Source organism: Psychrobacter sp. ER1 (assembly GCF_048631835.1).
Classification (GTDB): domain Bacteria; phylum Pseudomonadota; class Gammaproteobacteria; order Pseudomonadales; family Moraxellaceae; genus Psychrobacter.
Genome location: NZ_CP184640.1, coordinates 1,595,768 through 1,617,396, shown reverse-complemented (window position 1 = coordinate 1,617,396; position 21,629 = coordinate 1,595,768). Strand labels below are relative to the sequence as shown.

Genomic DNA, 21,629 nt, shown 5'->3' with positions numbered 1-21,629 from the left:
TAGAAATGGGATTTTCTAATACTCATTTTTTATAACTATAAAGAAATATCTATGCAGGTGTCTCTTGCTGTACTTGCAAACGCTCGATTCTAGTCAGATAGTTATGTCCCAGATCAGGCTCTGCCGAAGCTATCCAAGCGGCATATCCTGATAGCGTATTTAAAGTCTCATCCGCGCGCAATTGTCTGCCTTTCTCTAGGTTGTGAACGGCCGCTCGCAATATTTTTTGATTTGACGAGATACCCTAGGTACGCCTTGTCCATTGACCACCATGCCTGTCACTTGTTGCTGATTGCCTTTACGAATCACGCGCGTTTTATCATTATTCAACGCAAACCCTTCTTCGCGTAATATCTTATGGACTGAGCCGAGCAATTGACCAATTAATTTATTGTGCTGCGTATCGGCTTGTTTTTTTGTGGTGCTAATTTTAGCCTTTGGTTTGGATTTAACCTCCTCAATAGCGGGCACACTAAAGGTTAAATCATCGGCGTAACGGCTATAACGCAGCCCCAACTCTTCTGCTAGACCCGTCAAGCGACGATCTAAATTTAAGCAGACGATGTTCGTTAATGCTGGACTGGTAGGAGCGCCTTGTGGCAAGGCTCTATCACCCAATGCGACATAATAGGTGACGCCATCTTGCTGCACCACTTGTCGGGGTGATTCGGTACACAGCAGTGCCAATAGGGTAGCAATTTGCTCTGGATAGCCGGCATGACGGAATACACCTTTGACACGGCGCCAGTTCACGCTAGGAAAGAAATCTTTAACATCCAGCTTAATAAGCAATTCGCTGTTGCTATGTACTGCGGCGTTGGTCACGATAGACTTACCGCGTACAAATCCATGGGCGGCACCATGCGTCGTTAGGTTATTTAAAATATTGTGCAAAATCCAGCGCTGCACAAACTTCAAACGCGGTATCGGTGACCATATTTGACGCGCTGTACCATTGCGTTTGGCAATCGTAAAATGCGAATAAGACAGATTGGTAGCGACTTCTCTTTGATAGCACAGTCCTTTTAATTGCGGGATAGTAAGGTTCACAGCCTCTGCGAGTTCATTGTGTTTATTTAACAGTGGCAACTTGTTTTCAATCAGCCGATTGGCCGCGTCTTTTACGTCCCACTTATCGATACTGGTATCGTCCGTCCAATATACATGACGACCAAGGTAAACCATGTGATGCGCTTTGTATGCTTGCCAAGCAGCTTTTTTGAGACTTTTTCTTCAGCTGCTTCCTTTTTTAAGGCTTTTTTATAGCGATCCCGTTCTTTTGGGCTCATGTTATCGACAGGTTGACGCTCGACCATAAAGCCTTGACTGACCAGCTGCTGCTGAACATATTGGTAACGTCCGCCTGCCAGCTCAATATCTTGCCATAGTTGCTGCCACTGACGCTCAAAAGGAGTGGGTGCTGGATCAGGGCTGATGTAATCGTTATTGTTGGCTGTGTGTGTGGTCATACATTACATCCCTTGGTTTTCGATAAAGCCTTTGGCTTCAAATCTGGCAATATGTTGTAAAAATGCGGCTTTGGCTTGGGCAGGCTGATTGAACACCAGCTGCTGGCGCGTATCCTTGTCACCTATTGTTTGTTCAATGGTAATCTTCTTATGGGCAATGGTGATGTAAACATACGCAATAGCGGTCTCTTGTGCGGTTAACGCTTGTGTCTTATCGCTTGTAGTCGCGTGTATCTGAGCAGCTGGTTGGGCTAAGGCCGTTAAATCAAGCGTCGGTGCAGAAGGTAATGTCATCAACGAGCTATGGGCTGCTACTTGTACGCTTTCTTTTTTATTCTTAGGCTGATTAAAGCGCTTACTCGGTACGCGTTTACTCAAGACACGAGTGTCATGCCAATTATCATTGCCCGTATTGTTTGGGTCGTATTGATTATATCTAAGTCGTAGCGCAATAAGATGCGCGCACACGCCATGAGTGAGACGATGTTGCAAGTACTGCGGACAGCTACATTCCGCCTTGGTAACTAGCCCTTCATCGCCTAATTGCAGCTGGCTGTGATAAGTACGTCTGTCTTCTTCGACATGAATATCTGCACGAATAGTAATACCTTTGACAGCGACAGTCTCAACTGTGAATTTCTGCACAGCATCTGTACGGCCAATCAAATCAAAGCCTGCTTTTCTGCTTCGTTGTGATAAGCGAACTGTGCCATATCAAGCGGCACTTGGCTCAAAGGTCTGTAGTGATACAGCTGCGTCGCCATCTCATAGCGAATCAAGCCTTGCTGAGTACCTGACAGTAACCACTGCTGTACTTGTGAGTGAGAAACAGGCACAGACGTTAATGAAGCATCTGCTGATAGCGACTTTACCAAGTCTTCTAGCGTACTAGGGGTATTTTCCAGGGTTTTAATCGATACGGACAAGCTATTATGCTCATCGTTACTATCATTATTGCTGTCATTTAAAGTTGCTTTACCATTGTCTGACAAGTTTTCACTAGCAGCTAATGTATTGTGTAATGGGCGCTTTGGCAGTAACAAGTCAAAGTTTAATGACTGTGACCAATTGGCTTGGCTAAAGCCTGTCATAGCAAAGGTGAAGTGAAAACCTTTGCCTTTTAGTGTCCAATAGCTTGGCATGCCTTGACCCAGTAGCGATACCGAAACGCTATCAGTATGCGGCAACAGACGTTTTAATAGGCTGAGACGACGGCGACCCCATAAGCGAATCAGCTTTGCTTGTTGACCTTGATAGGGCTTTTGCTGTTGGCTAACTTGGCTAGTGACAGTGATGTCAAAAGGTTCCAATATAATCACCGGCAGCTGCTGGGGTCTAAGCTCAATCAGCAATCCTCGGCGTTTGCCTTTGATATCAGCATGCATACGCAGCTCAAATAGCACGTTATACAGTGCGATTGGATCAAGATGGATGGTGTCTTGTGGCAATTGACCTGCAGACTGTACTTGTAGCAGTGCTCTGACCCAGCTTTTGGGAACATTGATACGCTTTTCTATGATCTGTTTTTTACGGTGGGCGTGGTTACTGTACTATCAGTATCTGCTTCAGCTGTCTCTGGTTTGGCTTCGAGCAACTGTAAACCGACCGCTTCATGACCAATGTCTAACATTGTTTGTTGATGATCGCGAATTTTCTCAATACCGTTAAATAAAGCCGCACTATAATCAATGCTTGTTGTGCCAAGGGTGGGTTTGGTACTTTGATTAAAAATCTCATTGGTCAATGTCAATTGAGCATAGCAGCCTTCATCACGGCTAAATACCTCAAAGCTAACACCTTGCTCGTGCACCTGAATAATTGGGTCCAAAATACAAAAGGCGAGTGGGTCATTATCGAACAGCCATGTGAAGTAATCACGCTGCGCAGTAAACAGGTTTTTATTGCTGCTGGCACGGCGCATCTGCATAAATACCGTGTACGCTGAGCGGTCTTTTGGCACATAACGGTAGTCACTACTGACCACATCAAACAGCGCTAGTAAACTGTCACGAAAAACAAGGGGAGACTTGACCTTACCGTGGAAGTTAACCTCCGATCGATTCAGCTGAGCAAATAGTGCCACATGCTGAGTGTGTTCGCTTGTTTGCGCCTCCGACAATGAATCTGACGATTCGTTAACTTGACTAATCTGGCTAGGGGCGGCGTAGTCCAACTGCATCATCAGGCCATCAGTGTTTGCCACTACTTCTGATTCTGTTTCTAATGCTTGGTCTAATTGATTATCTATAGTCATTGACTATCTCCTTCACCCTGATTGCTTTTTTGACTGCTGTCCTGACTACTTTGTGCTGCGATGGATGACGACGGACGTTTTCGCTGTGCTCGTATCATGGCACGCTGCCAGCGGCGTAGTACTTTATAAGCAAGCTTCTGAATGTCTGAGTTTTCATGTGCCATGAGCGTCGTCAGCCACTGTTCAATATTTGGATCATGTAGCTGTCCAAGCGCTTCGATGGCACGGATGCGAACTGTCATCTCCATGTTGTCATTATTTGCACAATGATAAAGTGCGTCAGCGTCTTTTGCTTTGATCCACTGTAGTAGCTGCTGATTGATTGGTATCTCGGTAGACGAGCCCGTATGTTTTAGCGCATTGTTTTTCAGCGCATTTCTGACTACAGTTATTATGGATTTTTGGGTAGATGTACCGCTTTGTTCAATACGAGCAATCACAGTTCCTAGCAAGGCTTGGTTGTCGTAAGTGAGCTGCGATTGAGTTGCTGTCGAGACAACGTTCAACGTTGGCAAGATACTTGATAGCACTTTATCGTCAGCGACAGGTCTAGCCAGTAGTGCCAACAGCGCTTGCTGCCACCAATCACTGATGGTCGTAGAGAGCAGTGGAATGGAGGTGATGGTCAATGGTTGACGAGCATCATTGAGCCAACTAAGCATTGCCACGATCTGCTTAGTAGCCGCTTTATCGACAGCACCTTTGGCAGTGGTAATGGACACATGACGCATGATTAGCCAAACCAGCTGTTTGATGGTGCTACCCACTTGCTCAACCATATCAATCCATTGACTATTATTGATGGTCGTTGGACTGCGGTTGATGGTGTCGATAAGCGTGTGCCATTGCTCGCTTGCAGTGTCAAAACGCTGCTGCAATGTCGCAACCATTTCTTTGTCTAGATAGCTGGATGGATACTGAGTCAGATAGCACAGTCCAATATGCTGTGTCAGTGTGTTACTACTGGTAATCAACGCGGTAAGCTGCGATGTTGGCATGTCTTGCTTGGCCAGAATGGCATTTTGCAGTGCCGTCAAGGCGTCAGCTGGCAAGTGCGCGCCATGCTGGGTGATAAATGCTGCCAGCTCATCGATGCTGCTATTATCAATGATACGCTTTAGACTCAAATGCTCCGTCTCTTCTATAAAGTCAGTATTATGGCTTTGGATTGCTGCCCAATCATAAGGATAAATCTGCGACGCGAGACTGCCCCAGGTTTTCTGTGCCGCAGTATAAGCCACCATGAGCACAGCACGATCTAGGTTGCTCATTTTTAAAATATCTAAAATTAATGCTTTATTGGCATCGCTATCATTCATCTGCAGTAGCCATACCGCATGCCTTTGTGGACGGAAAAATATGGCTTTATCAAGATGAATGCGTATATAGTGGCGTATTTGTTCCCAAGCAGGCGTTGTGTTGAGCCAGCGCAGTCCATTTAACCAATGGACAATGGCGGGATTGGTGAAATGGACTGCGGGGTCTGACAAGTGCGATTTTAATAGCTCAAAAATATGCGGACTATGCTCAAAGTCACCACCTTGTGCAAGGCGACCTAAGGCTTCACTGGCCACGTCTTGCAGGTAATGCTCGTCGTTTTCGGCCAGTTTGATTAACTTATCATAGGCTTTGTACAAGGTATGAACCTGTAAGTTTTTATCGGCATTGTCCGCAGGTGAGCTAGCATTAGGCGAGTCAGCATTTTGATTTTGGTTTTGATGGTCACTGCTGCCTAGTAGCTCGCCAATGGCCAACACACTGCAGCTGCGGAACTCGACATCAGGGTTATAATCGATCGTGGCCATCAAGATATTGACCCCATCAGCATGACCGCATTTAGCGAGTCCTTCAGCCGCGGCAAATTGTACATCGGCGTCTTTATTACGCAGGGCATTTTGTAATGGGGCAATGCTGCCGTGTCGTCTTTTGGCACGATATGCCAGTGCCTCGACCAATTTAAAGGTATGATTAGCTGGCATCTGCTCGTAGGCTAACGCCAAAGCACTATCAATGCGCGAGGGTAAATCACTGTCATCCGATTGCACCCATGCAAGTGACGGCAATAGCTGTGCGGCATGCGCATAATCACTATGACTCATAAGCGTAGTAAACAGTGACAATAAGACTTGCGAGTCTCTAGGGTGCTGACGTTGTAACCAGCGCGTGTCTTCACGCTCATCTAGGTAGTCATCGATGTTTTGATCGTAACCACTGATTTTTACTAAGGTATCAAATAAATATTTACGCTCTTCTTTATTTTTTGCGGCGTGTGGTCAAACAGATTCTCTAAACGCTGTAGTAATGGCGCAGCCAGATGCGTGTTACGTAGATCAGCGATATCTGAGTAGATAACTTGTTTGGGTTTGTTGATATGTGGATCATCAAGTAAGGCTAATAATCGTAAGTGCGCTTCATTGGCAACCTGTTCAGCAGTTGCAATATCAAAACTGCTCTCTAAACCACTTTCAAAGCTACCATCTAAAACATTCTTATGTATGAACTGGTACGATGTGAGTGCATCGATAAGCAAGTTCCAGCTACGGTAACTCTCATTACTGGCCTGAGCGTCTTCAGCAAAATCAAATAAACTATCAAATAGCGTGCTGTCCGCAAAGAGTACGTCATGAAACTCGACCAGTTGACTCAGTGCTTGATATTTTGCATTCCAATCATCACCCTTCACAGCCTGCAGCAAAAACGTCAGTTTGTCTTGACGCTGCACTGACGGCGACTGACTGTTTGCAAAAGGCGTGACGATGACTTGTTTCCACTCAGTAACGATCTGAGGCAGTAACGACTGACAATAAGTCTGTAGCCCAAGCAAGCTGGCTGGCAGATGGCCTAGTCGGCCTTTTAGCAGCTGATAGGTCTCTTCTGCTAAGGTGTGATTATTGGTTTTTAACAAATCAATGAGTTGTTGATCAGCGCTACTGATGACAGTCACTGTATCCGATGGTTTGCTTTGCTGCTGTACGGCATTGTTATTTACGGTATCTAGCAATAGATCCAAGCCGCGTTTTACCATGTCACGGTAGGGCGTGCTCATGGCATAGTCAGCCAGCTTTTTGGCAGGCATGTCCAGCTTATACAAGTATGTCCAAGCCAGCTCGCGAGTGTCAAAACTACTGTGGTTCAGTAGTGGCAACAACACACGACTGGTACTGTCTCGCCAGTCCTCATTGTTATTAGTGTTGTTATTGGTGTTAAGCTGCGATGATTGAGTAGCAAGCCACATTAGCCCTCGAATGGCTTGGTCTGTGGTGCTGCTATTAGCATAATAATCATCGCCTGCGCGTATGACGCCAATCCAAGCGCCAAAGGCAAGAGACTGGTATGGATAATGCACCTCAGAACTGTCTTGTTTATCAGTAGGAGAGCTATCTACTGTTTGCGCATTGCCTGCCATATTAATAGCGGCTGTAGCGGGGTGAGCACTTAACAATGCCTGCAAACTGCGTTGCCATTTTTGTAATGTCTCAAAAACATCGTCCTCATCGTCATAGTAGTCATGGGCGAGTAATTCAGATAAGTTACAAATGACCCTAATGGTTTGCGCGCGTACCAATGGCTGCTGATGTCGACTGAGGTTGGCGAGCTGTTGTAAGTTTTCGGTACTTACCGTCGTTAGAATACTTGCTCGGATAGAGGCCGTATTATGCGATTGTCCTTTAACACCACCTTTATCTGCCGTGTTTGGTATAGCATCCATCATCATCGTGATGACGTCAGAGTGAGCGGATAAAATACCGCCTAATTGACGTGACAAGTAATCACTTAGGTACTGCCACGTTGACGATAGTGCTTGCTGATTATTAGTGTGTTGTACGTCATTTGGGTAACGAGCGAGTATGTTGGCGTAGACTACTGCCGTGTCATTATCTGCAAAGCTTAGGGCTTCTATCAGTCGGTTAGGTCGACCAGTGCTGGTAACGTTCGTTTCAGGAGCTTGCCAGCCACCTTGCAAGCCATTCTGTAAGTCATTAAATATCAATAACAGTCTGGCTGCCACTGCATAGGACTCTGACTCAAACAAAGGCTGTAATTGCCGTGCATGTGTAATACCTAAACCGTGCTGCGCTTGAAGCCAATGCGTAGGCGTCATCGGTGCAACAAGCGTACTTAGATTGTCTGTTTCGTTTCTTATGTCATGAGTAAGGAAATACTGCCCGCGAGCGTCACCCAAAATAGCCAAACACAAACTGGCTGATTGACTGATAATGGCGCGCTCATCTTTTTGCCATTTCACCAGTAGATCAATATCTTCAAAAGAAACTATTTGCGTGAGTTTTGGTGCAAGAGGTTTAAAATCAGCATCAGGGTGGTGTAGATATTTAGCATACCAACCTAGCGCATCATGCTTTGATGGGTATGCCAGTTTAGACAAGCCAGACAGTGCTTGGCTTACATGATTGTGCCACTGAGTATAGCTGTCATTTTTCTTGCCTTGAGAGGGCATAGGCAACTCTAAGTAGTGTTTAAAGACTTGATACGCTTGTTCATCACTTCGCTGTGCCTGTTCTTTGTCAGTGTATAAGCGTGATTGGCTGGCAAGTAGTTGAGCGACTGTTAGCTGAATATCAGGATAAGGGCTGTTGAGGGCTGCGGTAATCAATGCTTCGTGATGATTCGGTTGATCATCGGCGCTACTATCATCTAGGCTACTGCGATCCGCTAAAATAGTAGGCTGTAAGTCTGTCAGCGCCAGAGCGACCGTCAAAGCTTGTTTACGCAGCTCAAGACTGTCATCAGCGAACATAGCCACGAGCTGGCATCAGTTGTGTCAGCTGAGTCGTATTGGCTTTGGCTTGCACTGTCGTAAGGGCCAGTTGCTTGGTATCCGCATAAGGGCTGGCAAGTGCGTTTAACATTACGTCAGCAAACCCTAAATGCTTGCTTTGTTTGAGTGCGATGTCAAAGGCTTGTTTGCGAATAGCGGCAAACGTATCTGCAAAAAACAAGGTTAAGACAGCTTGATTAGTCTTTTGGTGATTCGTTTCTTCAATTTTATTTGTTTTATGCTTCGAATTCATCGCTAGCAACAGTCGTTGCCATTCTTCTATCGCCACTTGATGCACATCTTCAAAGAGGCTCTGCTGCAATAGCTCAATGATGTCAACGATGGCGCTGTCAGAAACGTTTTTAGAAATAGTGTCAGATGACTGCTTAAATTGGCGGTTTAATAGAACTTTAACCACTTCTAACCGAATGCTGGTAAAAGGATTATTCAATGCCTGTAGCAATATGTCTGTCATCTCTGACGACATCTGAGCGCTTTTATCACTGCTATTATCACCACTATTTGAGCTATCTGGTGCAACATGCTTTAAAAACAGCGCTAAAGACTGCTCGTGAATGTCTTGATGTTTAGAAGCAAAACCCGTCGCTGCCCAAGACAATGCATTGTCTGCCAATTTGCCATAGGCTTGCATAGCCACTTGTCGCACGCCAGCGTCTTTATCGTCTAGTAATGTCGATAGGACTGCTTTGGCGTCTTCTATATTTAAATGACCAAGCGCGGTGGCGACACCAGCACGGATGATGGCACTGTCTTCATGGCTCATCAGACTAATCAGAGTACCAAACGCACGTTTGTCTTGTAGGCAAGCCAGCGCATAAGCCGCTCGGAAACTGATATCTTCGTGACTATTGCTTAAGCTTTGTAATAAGGGCTCTAACGTGTCATTGCTTAGATTTATGGATTCAGTAGCAGGCTTTTTGGATTTGGCCGTTTTAGCCTTATTTTTAGACTTAGATGTTTGGGTATTATCTGCTTGAGAGATAAAATCTTGCGTGGATAAGGTTAAACGGATCGCCTCATCGGATTGTTTAACCTTATTATTCGCCGCTGTACTGCTAGCACTATCTAGTAGCGTGCCACGCAGTAAGCGAAAGTCATCAAAATCAGATAGGGTACGCAATGTTTGCGTGTCACCTTGCTGTTTCAACGCCTCTACCAACTTAGGCTGAGACAGCAATGAGACGTAAAACGCCGTTTGCCTAATCTCCGTATTACGATGATTCTGTAGCAGCATCAATTGACGTGAGACTTCAAGGTGATTTAGCATGCCGCGCTGATACAGACGAATCAGTCCTGATTGGACAATGTCTGATTGATTGCAGTCTAATGCCATCAAATCTGCTTGAGGACTGTGCTCTGGCAACAGTGTCTCAAGTGAGGCCAATGCTTGCTTACGAATATTCGCAAAACTGTGTGACAACGCCTCTCTTAAAATAGGTAAGATGCGGCGCTTGCTCGTGGCATCCTTCATCGCGACCTTTAGGTAACCTTGTAACGCAGAAGCCACCACTTCTTCGTAGTAACGGTTTTTAAAGGCTTCTTCTAGATAATGCAGCGGGCGCTTCGCCGTACTTGCGCGGTCGGCCAAGGCATGAAAAGCAGCAAGACGTACTTTTGCACTGTGCGCCGAGCTTAGTTGCTGCTCTAAAACCTGGGCAGTTTTATCAAGATTAGTAGTAGCAATCCACTGTACCGAATTGCAATGCTTGGTTGGCCGTGAGTGTGTCGCTATCAGCAAGTAATTTTTTAACCAGCTCTAACGTTTGGTTATCTGCTTGCGCCTGTAGCAGCGCTAGGCCTTCTTTAAACGACACATTGTTATTGTTTGAGGTATCTGTCAGTAACTGGCCGATTTTCTGATAGCCGTCTTTGATGATATAAGTAACTGGCAGCAGCTTACTGTTTTGTGCCGTACTATTTTGTGAGGTGCTACTCTGTGACGAACTTCTAGTATGGTCAATAGGTATGAAACGTAGGCTCTGATCGGCACTGACTACGATGAGCATTGGTTGCTCAGCGTAAGAAGATAAGACGATCTGTCGAGCCTTGGTTAGATCCTCTTTACAGCTGTTTGGTTGACCTTTATCAAATGCCCACGATTTAACACTCTTGTCATCTGCTGCGGTAAATAACCGTGTGTCTGAGACACAAAGCGCCGTGATCATTTCACTGTGTTGGCTAGACTTGGCTCTATCAATAGGGTGCAGGTCGCCTTGGACATGAGTACGGTACAAGCACTTATCTGCACCTGCTGAGAAGAAGTATTGACCGACCGGCTCAAAACAAAGCGCGTTCACTTTACCTTGATGGAGCTGTTTGCGGCTACTTAGATTAAGCTGAGCACCATCTGATGCCCATTGATAGCTACTAACATCTCCTGCTTTATCTGCCACCACGAGCCACGAGCCATCACTTGACGTTGTTAGCGCGGTTAATGCAGGCTCCTTACTTGATACTGCTATAGAAGACGAATAAGGTTCAATGATGACAGTACTGCTGGCTTGGCTTTCCTGATAAGGCCATACTACGATATGTTTTGGGTATAGAATAGCCAACGCATATTGTAGTGGTGCCATTGCTACAGCATGGCCTATAGCATTGTTGTTATTTTTAGGTGCATCGAGCAAGGATTTGGCACTGGTCTTCTTAACTTTCTTGGCTTGCCAATCCGTTTGATAAAGATGACCATCATCACCAATCATAATAATAGTGCTGTCATCTATTTTGGTGATGGCTTGCATCGCACAAGGCAGCGCAGTTGTCGATAAGCTAAATTGTTCACCTTGTTGATCAAGGACGTATAAGACCGTAGCAGATGCTTGCTGCTGGCGAGTAATAAAAAGACTGCGCCCATCTTGCTTGGTTGTCTTTTGAGTTGCCGCTTGGGTACTGTTGGCCTTACTGACTAAGCCCATAATTTGACCCCAATAGGGGAGTGTTATTGTTTTCATGGTGTTATCTCAGTTGAGGTGACGTCATATTTTTTGAGTATCTTTTTTTGAATATAAAAGCTTGCTAGTAGCTATTTATCTATATCTGTTTGCCAAAGCCGTTAAGCCGATGCCACTGGCTGCAGATTTTTAGATAGCTCAGGATAGCGATGCAATAGCCGCGTGACGGCAACCAAACACGCATGACGCTCCATCTTGCCTGCCGAGTGCGTAAAGGTGAATAGTGTTGGCATAATGAGCGCTGCAAAGGTGCTGTCAGCCAATGCCACATCACGAAAAGTCTCAATCAAAGCCAATTTGGCACGACTCGCAGATATGGGTTTTAGCGTGATATTGCTATCTGACTCAGTTGCCTCATATGACTGTGATGATGCTGATCTTTTATCTGAGTAGCGTTGTTGTTTATGCTTACTGCTGTCACTAGCAGCCGGCTCTTGCGAACCGCCTAGACGGCCAGGTGGTAGCTCAAAAAGACCACGGCGTAGCAGCATTAGTAGCTGATCGATTTCTGCAGGCAAGCTTGCCAAACGTCTATCTGACTGCTCTGTTATGACTGGTTGATTACTGCTGTCTGTATTTTTGACAACATCTTTATCGGTGCTGGTTGGTTGCCAGTTTGGGGATACGTGACGCGCCTTATAGTGTTTCCATAGCATGGTCACGGCGGCATAACGTACTTCTCGGTCTGTGCTTTGGGTTAATCGATATAAAGACTGCACATCTTGGAAATTGGCATGACGCTGCAGTAAGGTGATACCGATTTGGCGAGCGACTCGCGCTTTGCTTTCAATCAACGCATTCAACATGCCAGCATTCAATTGTGCTGACTGAACGTGATAATGTCGATTGGCAACGGATGGCTTATGCAATAGCGCACGCTTTAGCAGTTGCGTGACCTCAGTATAGGGAGATTCTGCCATCATCAGCCATAGGGCTGGCGTCGGTTGCCATGTCGCCATCTCATACTCACTCAGTAATAAGCCAAATGCTCGCAGCTGGCTGTTACGGTGTTGCAACAAAGGAATGACACGCTCCGCATCAAAAAACGAAGAAGGAACAATCGCATCAGGATCGACAGGTCTGTCTGTCAGTGCCATACAGATCTGTTCATGATGATGACTAAGGTAGCTGATCGCAAGCTCACTGATGGGTGCAGTGGCGTCATCTGTTGCCATATGCCACAGTGCATTGGCACCTGCAAAAGTATCGTCTTCAGACACCTCTCTCGATTGACCACTTAACATCTGCAAAAATGCGGTTTCGGAGATAATCTTTAGCGGCGCACCATCGGCGATTAAGCTTTCGGCCTTAACTTGCTTGCTACCTTTACGGCCATTGCCATATAATGGTGAACCATCATCACCGATGACCAAGTAATCTAACTTGCCGTTGACGGCGCTGCTAATAGCACCATTAGCCGCTTTCACAACTTTTTCGGCCTCGCCACGAGTCATGCTTTGCATCTTGCCTGTGAATAAATAGCGCTGGCCGGTTAAATCTACTTCAGTAGCAGCATCGCTATTTGAGTCTTTATTGTCAGTGCTATTACTGGAAGCGTTATCAGTAGAGTCGCCTTCATTGCTGTCGAGATATGCGATAAAGTCGGCAGGCAAGAACCCTTTGTTAATGCGTTCAATCGCAAATTCACGATAGAGTGCTTGTTCGCTATGCGCAAGGTTCATAAGCCAGTCGAAACCTAAATCTATCGGCGCAAACCGACGCACATCAGACAGCCAATCTCTCACGTTTTCTGCTAAGTACTCATCAAAAGCTAAGTGCTTTTGCCAGTTTTTAATAGAAGTATCAGCAGATTTTAATCGTTCAATATATTCACTCACTTGCCAATCACGCTCATAGGCAAGCGCATGCCAATAGCTCATATCAAGCGTCGCGGCTGACAGTACATCTTCATCAAACCAATCGGTAATAGTCGCTTGCGATAGTGGATGTAATAGCAGTATTTGCCATACGGCAGCATCTACTTGGCTCAAATCCAAACGTCTGAGCTGGTCCAACGCAAACTCCATACAGTCGCTGTCGTTATTAGCAGAGAAGTCGTGTACTTCTGGTATATCTAGCTGCTGGGCAACGCTAATAAAGTATTCAGTCCCTAGCTCTTTGGCACTATAAAGCTCAGGCAGTTTTTTTATCGCAAACTTTACGCTGTGTGTTCTACCGCTAGTCAGTCGTTCAAAAAACCACTCAGGGGTCAAATCGCGCCTTGTAAAGTGTTTGCTAAGTTGTTTGCTCGCGGTTTGATAGTGATGCTCTGTGTCCAATAGCTGACCCCAACCGTTGACACCGATATAAGCAACAGGATCACGACTTAAGATATTGTTGATAGCAAATGCTCTAACAGGCTCATAATCTGACATTGCCAGTAGCATCAGTTCAGTGAGCGATAAGTCTTGAGCGTAGCTTTTGGCATAGCCAATCGCATATTGATAGGCGGCAGGATAGTGTGAATGGAGTAGCTGCAGTACCACTTGACGCAAGCCCAATGTTTGAAATTTAGACTTTTCAAAATGCGGTGAGTTTTCCAATAGCCAAACTATCATCTCATCACGCGCTTTGCTGTGCGCTTGTCCGGCAGATAAATATTGTAGCGTCTCACCACTCACATCACGTAATTGGGTCTTAAAGTCGTGTTTTAGGCTATCGGTTGCGAACTGTCTGATAGCCTCGTTTTTGGCGATAGCCAATAGCTGGATAAGTGGTTCTGGGTCTCGTTGCCACGCCTCAGAGAACGCGCGACCTTTAGCATCAAAAAGCTTGCGAGGTGAGCGGCTGCTAAATCGATTGACGCCATAATCAAGGCTGTTATGGAAGCAGATATGATTGAGTACCCAGCTGTTTGTTTGTTCAAGGCTGCCTGCCGTCATGGCTGCGTCATAGCTGGCGAGTACAGAGACGGCAGCATCAATATAGCCAATTGGCATTTGCTGTCCCAGTTGACGCAAATAACGCCATGCTCTAAGGCTCATATAGGTTTTTGTAGCTAGGCTGACCGCAGAGTTGGCGGTTTGATTAAAACGCTGCAAATCAATCTTGGCAGCTATTTGTCCAAAAACCTCATAATCTTGAGAAAATTCAGCTTGCTTATAAATACGCTTTAAACCCTTCCACACACCATAGCTGATTGGCAAGGCCGTAATGGCTTGTTTTAAAATAGTTCTAGAATACGCGCTGCCATCTTCCCACAGTGCGGTCAGTATTATGTGGATTTTGTAGCGATCTGGGAGAGGGTAAACGCCTTCGTCTGCTTCCAATTTGGCAATCATTGCCACGCGCTCTGCAAATTGTACTTCGGGATGTTGCTCCCGAAATTGATGACTAAATATCTTATCTAAAAACCGATCAAAAGTAAGCTCATGCTCAGGGATGGGCGACTCAGGAATATCATCAACTTGTGTTGCTAATAAACATAACTTATCAACCAAGCTAGGATCTTGGGCTTGCCAAGCTTGCTGAATTTGTGCGAAGGACAGACTCATAGCAATTTGCCTTAATTTTTATTTTGTCGGTGCGCGTAATTTTGTAGCATTATAAAAGCGCGTTTCACAGAAAATATCAAGGACTTTTGTAAGGAAATATATGGACTGCGACATATAGCGTCGCGCATGATTTTATTTGCAATTATATATTGACAATAACAACTATTATGAGGCAAACTTAACGAGTTGTGAGATTTAGCGTTTCACCGTTTACGGTGAGGGGCGACGTTGCGTCGTCCACGAGTCAAGCCATTACATTTTACCCAAGGAAGACTGTTTCAGTCCTGCTAATACCTAGATAACGGCCCTAGTGTCATTAGCTCGCTGGCGCAATCACGCAATCGTGATTGAGCTAATGCACTAGGGCCGTTATCTAGGTGCAGTCCAGTGAGTCTTCCATGTACCAGGTCATGAGGTAGATTACACAACAATTGAGTGTGACATCGCTATGATGACATTCAAGGTCGTTAAAGCAAAACCGGATTAGGGCTGTTTATTCAGCGCTATTCCGGTTTTTTATTGCCTGATTATTAGTTGACAATAAAAAAGCCCTTTGTCTATCACAAAAGGCTTTTTAGTGCAGAAAATATGATTTTATACGGAACTATTTATCCCCAATAACCATCAGGACATTTAGGCAATTCAACCAAAGTCCGACGTAACGCATCTGACCACTGATGACGAATCGTATTAAAGTACTCATCACGCTCATCAATACGTCGGCCATTGGGCAGAGCTAGGCTGTCATTGTCATAAAGTACAAAATCTATCGGCATACCGACTGATAGATTTGAGTGAATCGTGGAATCAAATGATAGCATTAATGCGCGGGCTGCGTGTCTTACATCCGTGTTATAGCTGACAGAACGATCCAAAATAGGTTTGCCATATTTGCTTTCACCTAATTGAAAAAAGGGCGTATCTTCTGTGGCTTTGATGCAATTGCCTTCAGGATAAATCAGGTATAGCTCAGGTGGCTGTCCTTTGATTTGACCGCCAAGCATAAACGAGCTGGTAAAGGCACCATCACGACTAGAATTAGCGACTGCTTTTGCATGATTCATAATATCACGCATACATTCGCCAACCATTTGCGCTGCATCAAACAACGTCGCTACCGTATTGAGGTTGCTCTCAGCACGCTGGTCAATGTCGTTTTGTAGTTTGTTGAATACGGCTTGCGACGTCGCTAAGCTACCCGCTGTCTGTAGCACCATAAAGCGCTCGCCCTCAACGCCATATTGATACAACTTTCTAAATGTCGATATGTGGTCGACACCGGCATTGGTGCGCGTGTCACTGGCAAAGACCATACCGTCTTTTAGACGAATGGCAGCACAATAGGTCATAAGATACCCTTGATGAAAAAGTAGTAAAAAATAGCAAACGCTATGATAGCTTTTTGACTAATACCAAACTGTAAAGATTTTCGTAACCGCCACCCATACGCACGCCGCGAACAGGTGCTGTGTCTAGATAATCTCGCCCAATCGCCACATACACATGTGAGTTTGGGGTAAATGCTTGATTTGAGATATCAAAAGTATACCAGTAACCATCCAGCCAAACCTCAGCCCATGCGTGACTGGCCATGTGATTTTCGGTATCATCATACAAATAACCGGACACATAACGCGCTGGAATCTGTTGATCGCGCAAGATACTTAAAAATACATGCGTATGGTCTTGGCACACACCTGCACTTGTCGCAAAAGCCTCAGCAGCGGTCGTGCCCACATGCGTGACATCTTTAACAAAAGGCATTTTCATGATCAGGGCATTCGCCATTGCCTTTAGGCTGTCATGAGTGGGCGTTTTTAGATATGGCGCTGCAAATTCTCGCATCTCTGGTGAGCATTTGGTCAACGGGGTTTGTACGGTAAATAATAGGTAGGGGACATGATCCATATCCTCTAGTCGTTCGGTTTCGGTGTTGATCTCAACAATACCCGACGCCTGCATTTGTAAGTTGTTATGTGCCTCGTTACGACTGAGCGTGAGCCATGCATTACCAAAGCCGTCCTTTTGGTTGGTCGCCACTTTAGGGAGCATGACATCCCATTTATGAATGGTTTGGTGCGGCATTTGCATGGGTGTCATGCGTATATACTGTACACTGCGCTGCGCCAGCTCATCGTAATAATAGTTGGTTTGGTGACTGATTTGAAGTTTCATGGCATTTTCCTTATAGCATCTTTCTATTTTCTGTTTATTCCATATGTCTCATGAGCCATTGCTATTGGTTTTTGGCTAGACACCTTCTATACACCTTGACGCAATATGAGATTGAACTCTTTGCTAATCAGCGCAAAATCACTAAATTTCTTTGACCTGATCATCTGATTGGTCAAGCGGATAAGTTCACGCCAGCGCGTATTTTCCGGCAATTCATTAATCCAGTGTCTGAATTCAAAACTGATCTCTGTTGAATCCTCTCCCAACAAGACGGCACGCTCAAGCTGCTCAAAGTGACGCCCCAATTGCCAAAAACACGTCACTGTCGGATTTTCTTGTTTCATCGCAGCGTTACACGCATGTAGCTGCAAGGTCGCCGCTCGATACGTGCCAGCACTCGATAACCGCTTGATTAGGTTATACAGCTCAGCGGTATCTTTACCAATGACACCTTTGGCCTCTTGGACATTGTCCTCAATCGATTGCACGATATTGGGTATGATATTTTGTTCCAAATCAGACATCATTTGCGCTTTCATGGTGGTAAGCGACGTCTCACCATCAGCGGCAAACCCTAAGTGGCTGATTAAATGTTTGATCTGTGATTTTTTAAGATCGCCTTTGATGAGCTGTTTCATAACATCGTCGTAGTAATACAGGCGCTCACTATATCGACCTAGCCATATTAAATGACTGGCGGTAGAGAGTAGCAGTATCATGGGTGCATCGTCTAAACTCTCGTAGCCTGTTTCTAAGGGCTGGACGCGATTATAGTAGTTCGCATGCCCTGAAGCGTTGCCTGCAGAATTGACCCCTACTGATGATAAAGGCGCGCACTTGTCGGCTTGCTGACTGTCTAAATCACTGTCATCAATAATCCAAGTGTCTTTGATACCGCCGCCTTGGGATGAATTGACGACCAACGAGCCTTCAACCATGGCCACTCGTGTCAGACCACCGGGTACGATATCTACCGTGCCATCACCATGACTGAGAATAAAGGGACGCAAGTCAATATGACGCGGCGCGATACCGTCGCTCACCGCAGTAGGGTTGGTAGATAGTGAGATGGTTGGCTGAGCAATAAAGCCGGCTGGATTTTCAAGCAGACGTACGCGATATTCTTCGATCTCTTTTTTGGTTGATGTCGGACCAATAAGCATCCCGTAGCCGCCTGAGCCTTGCGTTTCTTTTACCACCAGCTTGTCCAGATTATCAAGCACATATTTGAGATCGTCGGGCTTACGGCACTGGTATGTCTCAATATTAGGTAGGATAGGCTCTTCATTTAAATAGAATTTAATCATATCCGGTACAAAAGGATATAAACTCTTATCATCGGCCACGCCCGTACCTGGGGCGTTAACAATCACTACGTTACCAGCACGATAAGCACTCATTAGCCCTGATACACCCAATATGGAGTCAGATTTAAAGGCTAACGGATCAATATAGGGATCATCAATGCGGCGGTAGATTACATCTACTTGTACCTTACCGCGAATGCCTTGCATATAGACTTTGCTGTCCTCAACGACCAAATCATAACCATGGACGAGTGGCACATTCATCTCATGCGCTAAGAAGGCATGCTCATAATAGGCACTGTTAAAACGACCTGGAGTTAAAATGACGACTTGTGGATCATATTTGGATGTTGAGCTGGCAAGACAGGCTTTGAGACGATTGGGATAATCACTGATGCCCATAATAGGCGTTTCAGTAAATATATCAGCCAAGAGCGTTTCTGATATATTGCGACTCTCAAGCATATATGAGACGCCTGATGGGGTACGCAAGTTATCCTCTAACACACAAAACTTACCTGTTTCGTCTCGAATTAAATCGATACCGCTGATATGAGAATAAATAGGTTTGTCGAGCTCAATGCCCATCATCCATGGCTCATAGCAGCCACTGGCATAGACGTAGCTGGCAGGGACAATATCTGCCTTCATGATGGCTTGGTCATGGTAAATATCATGTAAGAATGCATTGAGAGCGGTGATACGCTGTTTACAGCCTGCTTCTATTTGTTTCCATTCGCTCGCTGCAATAATGCGTGGAATGATATCAAACGGAATCATACGCTCGATGTTTTTGGCATCGCTATAGACGGTAAAGGTGACCCCTTTACGATAAAAGATATTTTCTGCTTGTTCGTTTAGGTAATTGAGGGCATCCATGTTGATGTTATCAAGCCAATGGCCAACAGCTTGTGCCACTGGGCGATACTGACCTTTACCTGTTTGGAGTTCATCAAAACTTGGTGCGCGTGATGGGGGAGTGTCTGTTGAGTTACTGTCTGCTGACTTATTTTGTGATTGACTCTGGGATTGAGATGATTTTTTATTCATAAGTACCTCACGTATCCTTGGTAAAGTTATACTTTATGATGAATACACTGTCTATGCTAAGTAGAGTAGCACTTGTACTGCGCCCAGCAGGTAGTCTATCTCCTGTATGAACTATACAACGGTTACTGAGCAATATACAACAAGAGTTAAATAATAGATTTTTAAAAACTTGAACCTAATTCCAATAAGTTTAACTCAATAGAAACAGTAGGAGAGAAGACATGAAGCTACGTGGTAGGTTCTTAATGCTGGCAGGTATAGGGTTGTCAGCGACTATCAGTGTGACTGGCTGTGGTAGCGAACCACAACAAGATATCTTGCCTGCTGGTAGCACAGTGGTCGCACTTGGCGACTCATTAACCTATGGTTACGGCGCAAACCCTAAAACAGCGTATCCTACGGTGCTAGCAGAGCTAAGCAAATGGAACGTCGTTAATGCAGGCGTCAATGGTGACACTTCTGCAGATGTGCTTACTCGCGTGAATGAGATTACTGAGCAAAAACCTGATTTGGTCTTACTGGGTGTGGGTGGTAATGATGTATTGCAGCGCATTTCGCCTGATACGACGCGGGCTAATATCATCGCGACTATAGACACTTTGCAATCCAACAATATTGATGTTGTCCTAATCGCTGAGCCGTATTTCAGTACTAGTGCTTTGTTTGGAAAGGTAAGTGATAATCTACTGTATGAAGATATTGCGGAAACTGAAGGCATACCTCTGTATTCTGATGGCTGGTCCACTGTACTGTCAGATGATGCATTGAAATCTGATAAAATTCATGCCAATGCGGCAGGCTACAGACAGTTCGCTGAAGGGTTGCATGGTTATTTAAAAGAGGAAGGTTGGGTACATTAAACCGCGAATATTAACCTCGAAAACGGTCAGTAGGGCGTATGCGTTTGGCATCTAGAATACAATACGGAAAAAGCAGAGTGCCCAGTCAATAGGCGCTCTGCTTTTTTATTAATGACGAATAAACAATTTCTATAGCCAGGCTTTTATAGCCTAGCCATTCTAATCACCCATGACTACTACCAAACCTTCATCAGCAGCTATTTTACCTTCGCAGATATCTTTATAAACCTCCAGTAAACCCTTAACTCCATCAAGCTCCTGAATCTTTAACCACGCACTAGTTTTTGCGGTGCTATTCATGATGTAACGCATAGAGCGTTTATTGAACTCTTCAGGGCCCCATTCTTTCATACGTTGCTGTACATGACTGGGCGCAAAAAACTGCTGGCTACGTTCTTGAATGATACCTTCGGTATGACGTGGTTCGTCCCAGTGCGTAAGACCGACATTGCTGGTGTAGCGCATGTTATCGCCTAAGTGTCTATGTAGACGGCTGAGCACGTCGGTATTGGCTGACATATCCACAATGACCGTAGGCTTAGTGGCATCAATCTGCTCAAGGGTGTCATAGCTAAGCACACTGTCATAAGCATCAATTGAGTTAACGAAATCTATATGACGGTTTGAGGTGAGACCGATAACGTGAGGCGCATCTTTATCATTTACTAAGCCATATGCCAAACCTGTACTGGTCTTACTAGAGGCACTGATAATCACTACTTGCTCTGCACCAAACCAGTCATTACTCTTCAATAAGTCATGTAAGCAGAATGAGGTAAGGTGCAAGACAAACAACAGCATGCGCTGATCGTCATGGGCGCGGTCATAGCCTCGTTCATGATTGACGCGCTGGTATAGGTTATAACCGGGTGGTAACTCGGCACGATGGGCACTGCCATCTAGCAAGCTGGTTTGGGTGACTCGCTTGGGTGCTATGATTAATTCATTGGCGGGCGGAAAGTAACCAAATAGCCGCTCACCAACAGGTAGTGCATCACTATTTGATTCGATCACATCGCCAAATCCCCATACTGGAATAATACCCCATTTCTCAGGCTCGTCACCATTTGGCGGGAAAAACTGCCAATAGCGTAATTGGTCTCCCATCACAGCATAGGTGATATTGTTTGCGGTAAAAGCAAAACGATCAACCTTGACTCGTACTTCGCCATCGCTCAGGGTAGAGACTGGGGTGTCTTGTAGACGGGCTTTGGTGAGGTCGGCTTTATTGGTCTGAAACTCTTGCATGTCTGTGTCCTTGATTCACGATG

At 45.3% G+C, this 21,629-nt stretch carries 15 protein-coding genes and 1 pseudogene; 1 reads left to right on the top strand and 15 read right to left on the bottom strand.

The features are described 5' to 3' along the window. Positions 1 to 49: 49 nt before the first annotated feature. The 14 genes and pseudogenes from ACOBWA_RS07340 to ACOBWA_RS07275 form a co-directional block, all read right to left on the bottom strand. Entirely contained in the window at positions 50 to 181 is a 132-nt protein-coding gene (locus tag ACOBWA_RS07340; protein WP_420230679.1) for a hypothetical protein, read from the bottom strand. A 14-nt stretch (positions 182 to 195) separates the two neighbouring features. Continuing rightward, positions 196 to 1,185 (bottom strand): reverse transcriptase family protein, encoded by a 990-nt coding sequence (locus ACOBWA_RS07335; RefSeq protein ID WP_420230678.1) that lies wholly within the window; start codon positions 1,183 to 1,185, stop codon positions 196 to 198. After that, the gene (locus ACOBWA_RS07330; RefSeq protein ID WP_420230677.1) at positions 1,122 to 1,469 is read right to left on the bottom strand and encodes a hypothetical protein; all 348 of its coding nucleotides are present in this window, start codon (positions 1,467 to 1,469) and stop codon (positions 1,122 to 1,124) included. Before ACOBWA_RS07330 ends, ACOBWA_RS07335 begins: the two co-directional genes overlap by 64 nt. Before the next feature lie 3 nt (positions 1,470 to 1,472). Continuing rightward, positions 1,473 to 2,135, bottom strand: coding sequence for a hypothetical protein (locus ACOBWA_RS07325; protein ID WP_420230676.1), 663 nt, complete (start codon positions 2,133 to 2,135; stop codon positions 1,473 to 1,475). Beyond that, positions 2,132 to 2,917 (bottom strand): hypothetical protein, encoded by a 786-nt coding sequence (locus tag ACOBWA_RS07320; RefSeq protein ID WP_420230675.1) that lies wholly within the window; start codon positions 2,915 to 2,917, stop codon positions 2,132 to 2,134. The genes ACOBWA_RS07325 and ACOBWA_RS07320 overlap by 4 nt, the downstream gene beginning before the upstream one ends. 65 nt (positions 2,918 to 2,982) lie before the next feature. After that, complete coding sequence (locus ACOBWA_RS07315) at positions 2,983 to 3,723, bottom strand: hypothetical protein (protein ID WP_420230674.1); 741 nt, start codon at positions 3,721 to 3,723, stop codon at positions 2,983 to 2,985. Then, positions 3,720 to 5,822: a HEAT repeat domain-containing protein gene (locus ACOBWA_RS07310; RefSeq protein WP_420230673.1), complete on the bottom strand. Its 2,103-nt coding sequence runs from the start codon at positions 5,820 to 5,822 to the stop codon at positions 3,720 to 3,722. Before ACOBWA_RS07310 ends, ACOBWA_RS07315 begins: the two co-directional genes overlap by 4 nt. Positions 5,823 to 5,944: 122 nt before the next feature. Further along, on the bottom strand, positions 5,945 to 8,485 hold the full coding sequence (locus tag ACOBWA_RS07305) for a hypothetical protein (RefSeq protein ID WP_420230672.1): 2,541 nt from the start codon (positions 8,483 to 8,485) through the stop codon (positions 5,945 to 5,947). Next, positions 8,469 to 10,259 (bottom strand): HEAT repeat domain-containing protein, encoded by a 1,791-nt coding sequence (locus tag ACOBWA_RS07300; RefSeq protein WP_420230671.1) that lies wholly within the window; start codon positions 10,257 to 10,259, stop codon positions 8,469 to 8,471. The genes ACOBWA_RS07305 and ACOBWA_RS07300 overlap by 17 nt, the downstream gene beginning before the upstream one ends. Next, the gene (locus tag ACOBWA_RS07295; RefSeq protein ID WP_420230670.1) at positions 10,192 to 11,472 is read right to left on the bottom strand and encodes a WD40 repeat domain-containing protein; all 1,281 of its coding nucleotides are present in this window, start codon (positions 11,470 to 11,472) and stop codon (positions 10,192 to 10,194) included. The genes ACOBWA_RS07300 and ACOBWA_RS07295 overlap by 68 nt, the downstream gene beginning before the upstream one ends. Before the next feature lie 101 nt (positions 11,473 to 11,573). Continuing rightward, positions 11,574 to 14,966 carry a BRCT domain-containing protein gene (locus tag ACOBWA_RS07290; RefSeq protein ID WP_420230669.1) on the bottom strand — a complete coding sequence of 1,131 codons (3,393 nt, stop codon included), beginning with the start codon at positions 14,964 to 14,966 and terminating at the stop codon, positions 11,574 to 11,576. A 608-nt stretch (positions 14,967 to 15,574) separates the two neighbouring features. Beyond that, entirely contained in the window at positions 15,575 to 16,315 is a 741-nt protein-coding gene (locus tag ACOBWA_RS07285) for a peptidase (RefSeq protein ID WP_420230668.1), read from the bottom strand. Between the two features lie 40 nt (positions 16,316 to 16,355). After that, the gene (locus ACOBWA_RS07280; protein WP_420230667.1) at positions 16,356 to 17,141 is read right to left on the bottom strand and encodes a transglutaminase family protein; all 786 of its coding nucleotides are present in this window, start codon (positions 17,139 to 17,141) and stop codon (positions 16,356 to 16,358) included. A gap of 866 nt (positions 17,142 to 18,007) precedes the next feature. Continuing rightward, positions 18,008 to 19,498: pseudogene (locus ACOBWA_RS07275) on the bottom strand (circularly permuted type 2 ATP-grasp protein); the annotation flags it as partial. A gap of 221 nt (positions 19,499 to 19,719) precedes the next feature. Here ACOBWA_RS07275 and ACOBWA_RS07270 point away from each other — a divergent pair. Then, positions 19,720 to 20,358, top strand: a complete 639-nt coding sequence (locus tag ACOBWA_RS07270) for a GDSL-type esterase/lipase family protein (RefSeq protein ID WP_420230666.1) — start codon at positions 19,720 to 19,722, stop codon at positions 20,356 to 20,358. Between the two features lie 159 nt (positions 20,359 to 20,517). Here the strand turns inward: ACOBWA_RS07270 and ACOBWA_RS07265 are convergent, their stop codons facing one another. Further along, entirely contained in the window at positions 20,518 to 21,606 is a 1,089-nt protein-coding gene (locus ACOBWA_RS07265; RefSeq protein ID WP_420230665.1) for a DUF2855 family protein, read from the bottom strand. Between the last annotated feature and the right edge of the window lie 23 nt (positions 21,607 to 21,629).

Coding starts and splice junctions, on each gene's coding strand:
- ACOBWA_RS07335 (WP_420230678.1), bottom strand. CDS start 1,185: ATGGTTTACCTTGGTCGTCATGTATATTGGACGGACGATACCAGTATC.
- ACOBWA_RS07330 (WP_420230677.1), bottom strand. CDS start 1,469: ATGACCACACACACAGCCAACAATAACGATTACATCAGCCCTGATCCA.
- ACOBWA_RS07315 (WP_420230674.1), bottom strand. CDS start 3,723: ATGACTATAGATAATCAATTAGACCAAGCATTAGAAACAGAATCAGAA.
- ACOBWA_RS07310 (WP_420230673.1), bottom strand. CDS start 5,822: ATGAGTCATAGTGATTATGCGCATGCCGCACAGCTATTGCCGTCACTT.
- ACOBWA_RS07295 (WP_420230670.1), bottom strand. CDS start 11,472: ATGAAAACAATAACACTCCCCTATTGGGGTCAAATTATGGGCTTAGTC.
- ACOBWA_RS07290 (WP_420230669.1), bottom strand. CDS start 14,966: ATGAGTCTGTCCTTCGCACAAATTCAGCAAGCTTGGCAAGCCCAAGAT.
- ACOBWA_RS07285 (WP_420230668.1), bottom strand. CDS start 16,315: ATGACCTATTGTGCTGCCATTCGTCTAAAAGACGGTATGGTCTTTGCC.
- ACOBWA_RS07280 (WP_420230667.1), bottom strand. CDS start 17,141: ATGAAACTTCAAATCAGTCACCAAACCAACTATTATTACGATGAGCTG.
- ACOBWA_RS07270 (WP_420230666.1), top strand. CDS start 19,720: ATGAAGCTACGTGGTAGGTTCTTAATGCTGGCAGGTATAGGGTTGTCA.
- ACOBWA_RS07265 (WP_420230665.1), bottom strand. CDS start 21,606: ATGCAAGAGTTTCAGACCAATAAAGCCGACCTCACCAAAGCCCGTCTA.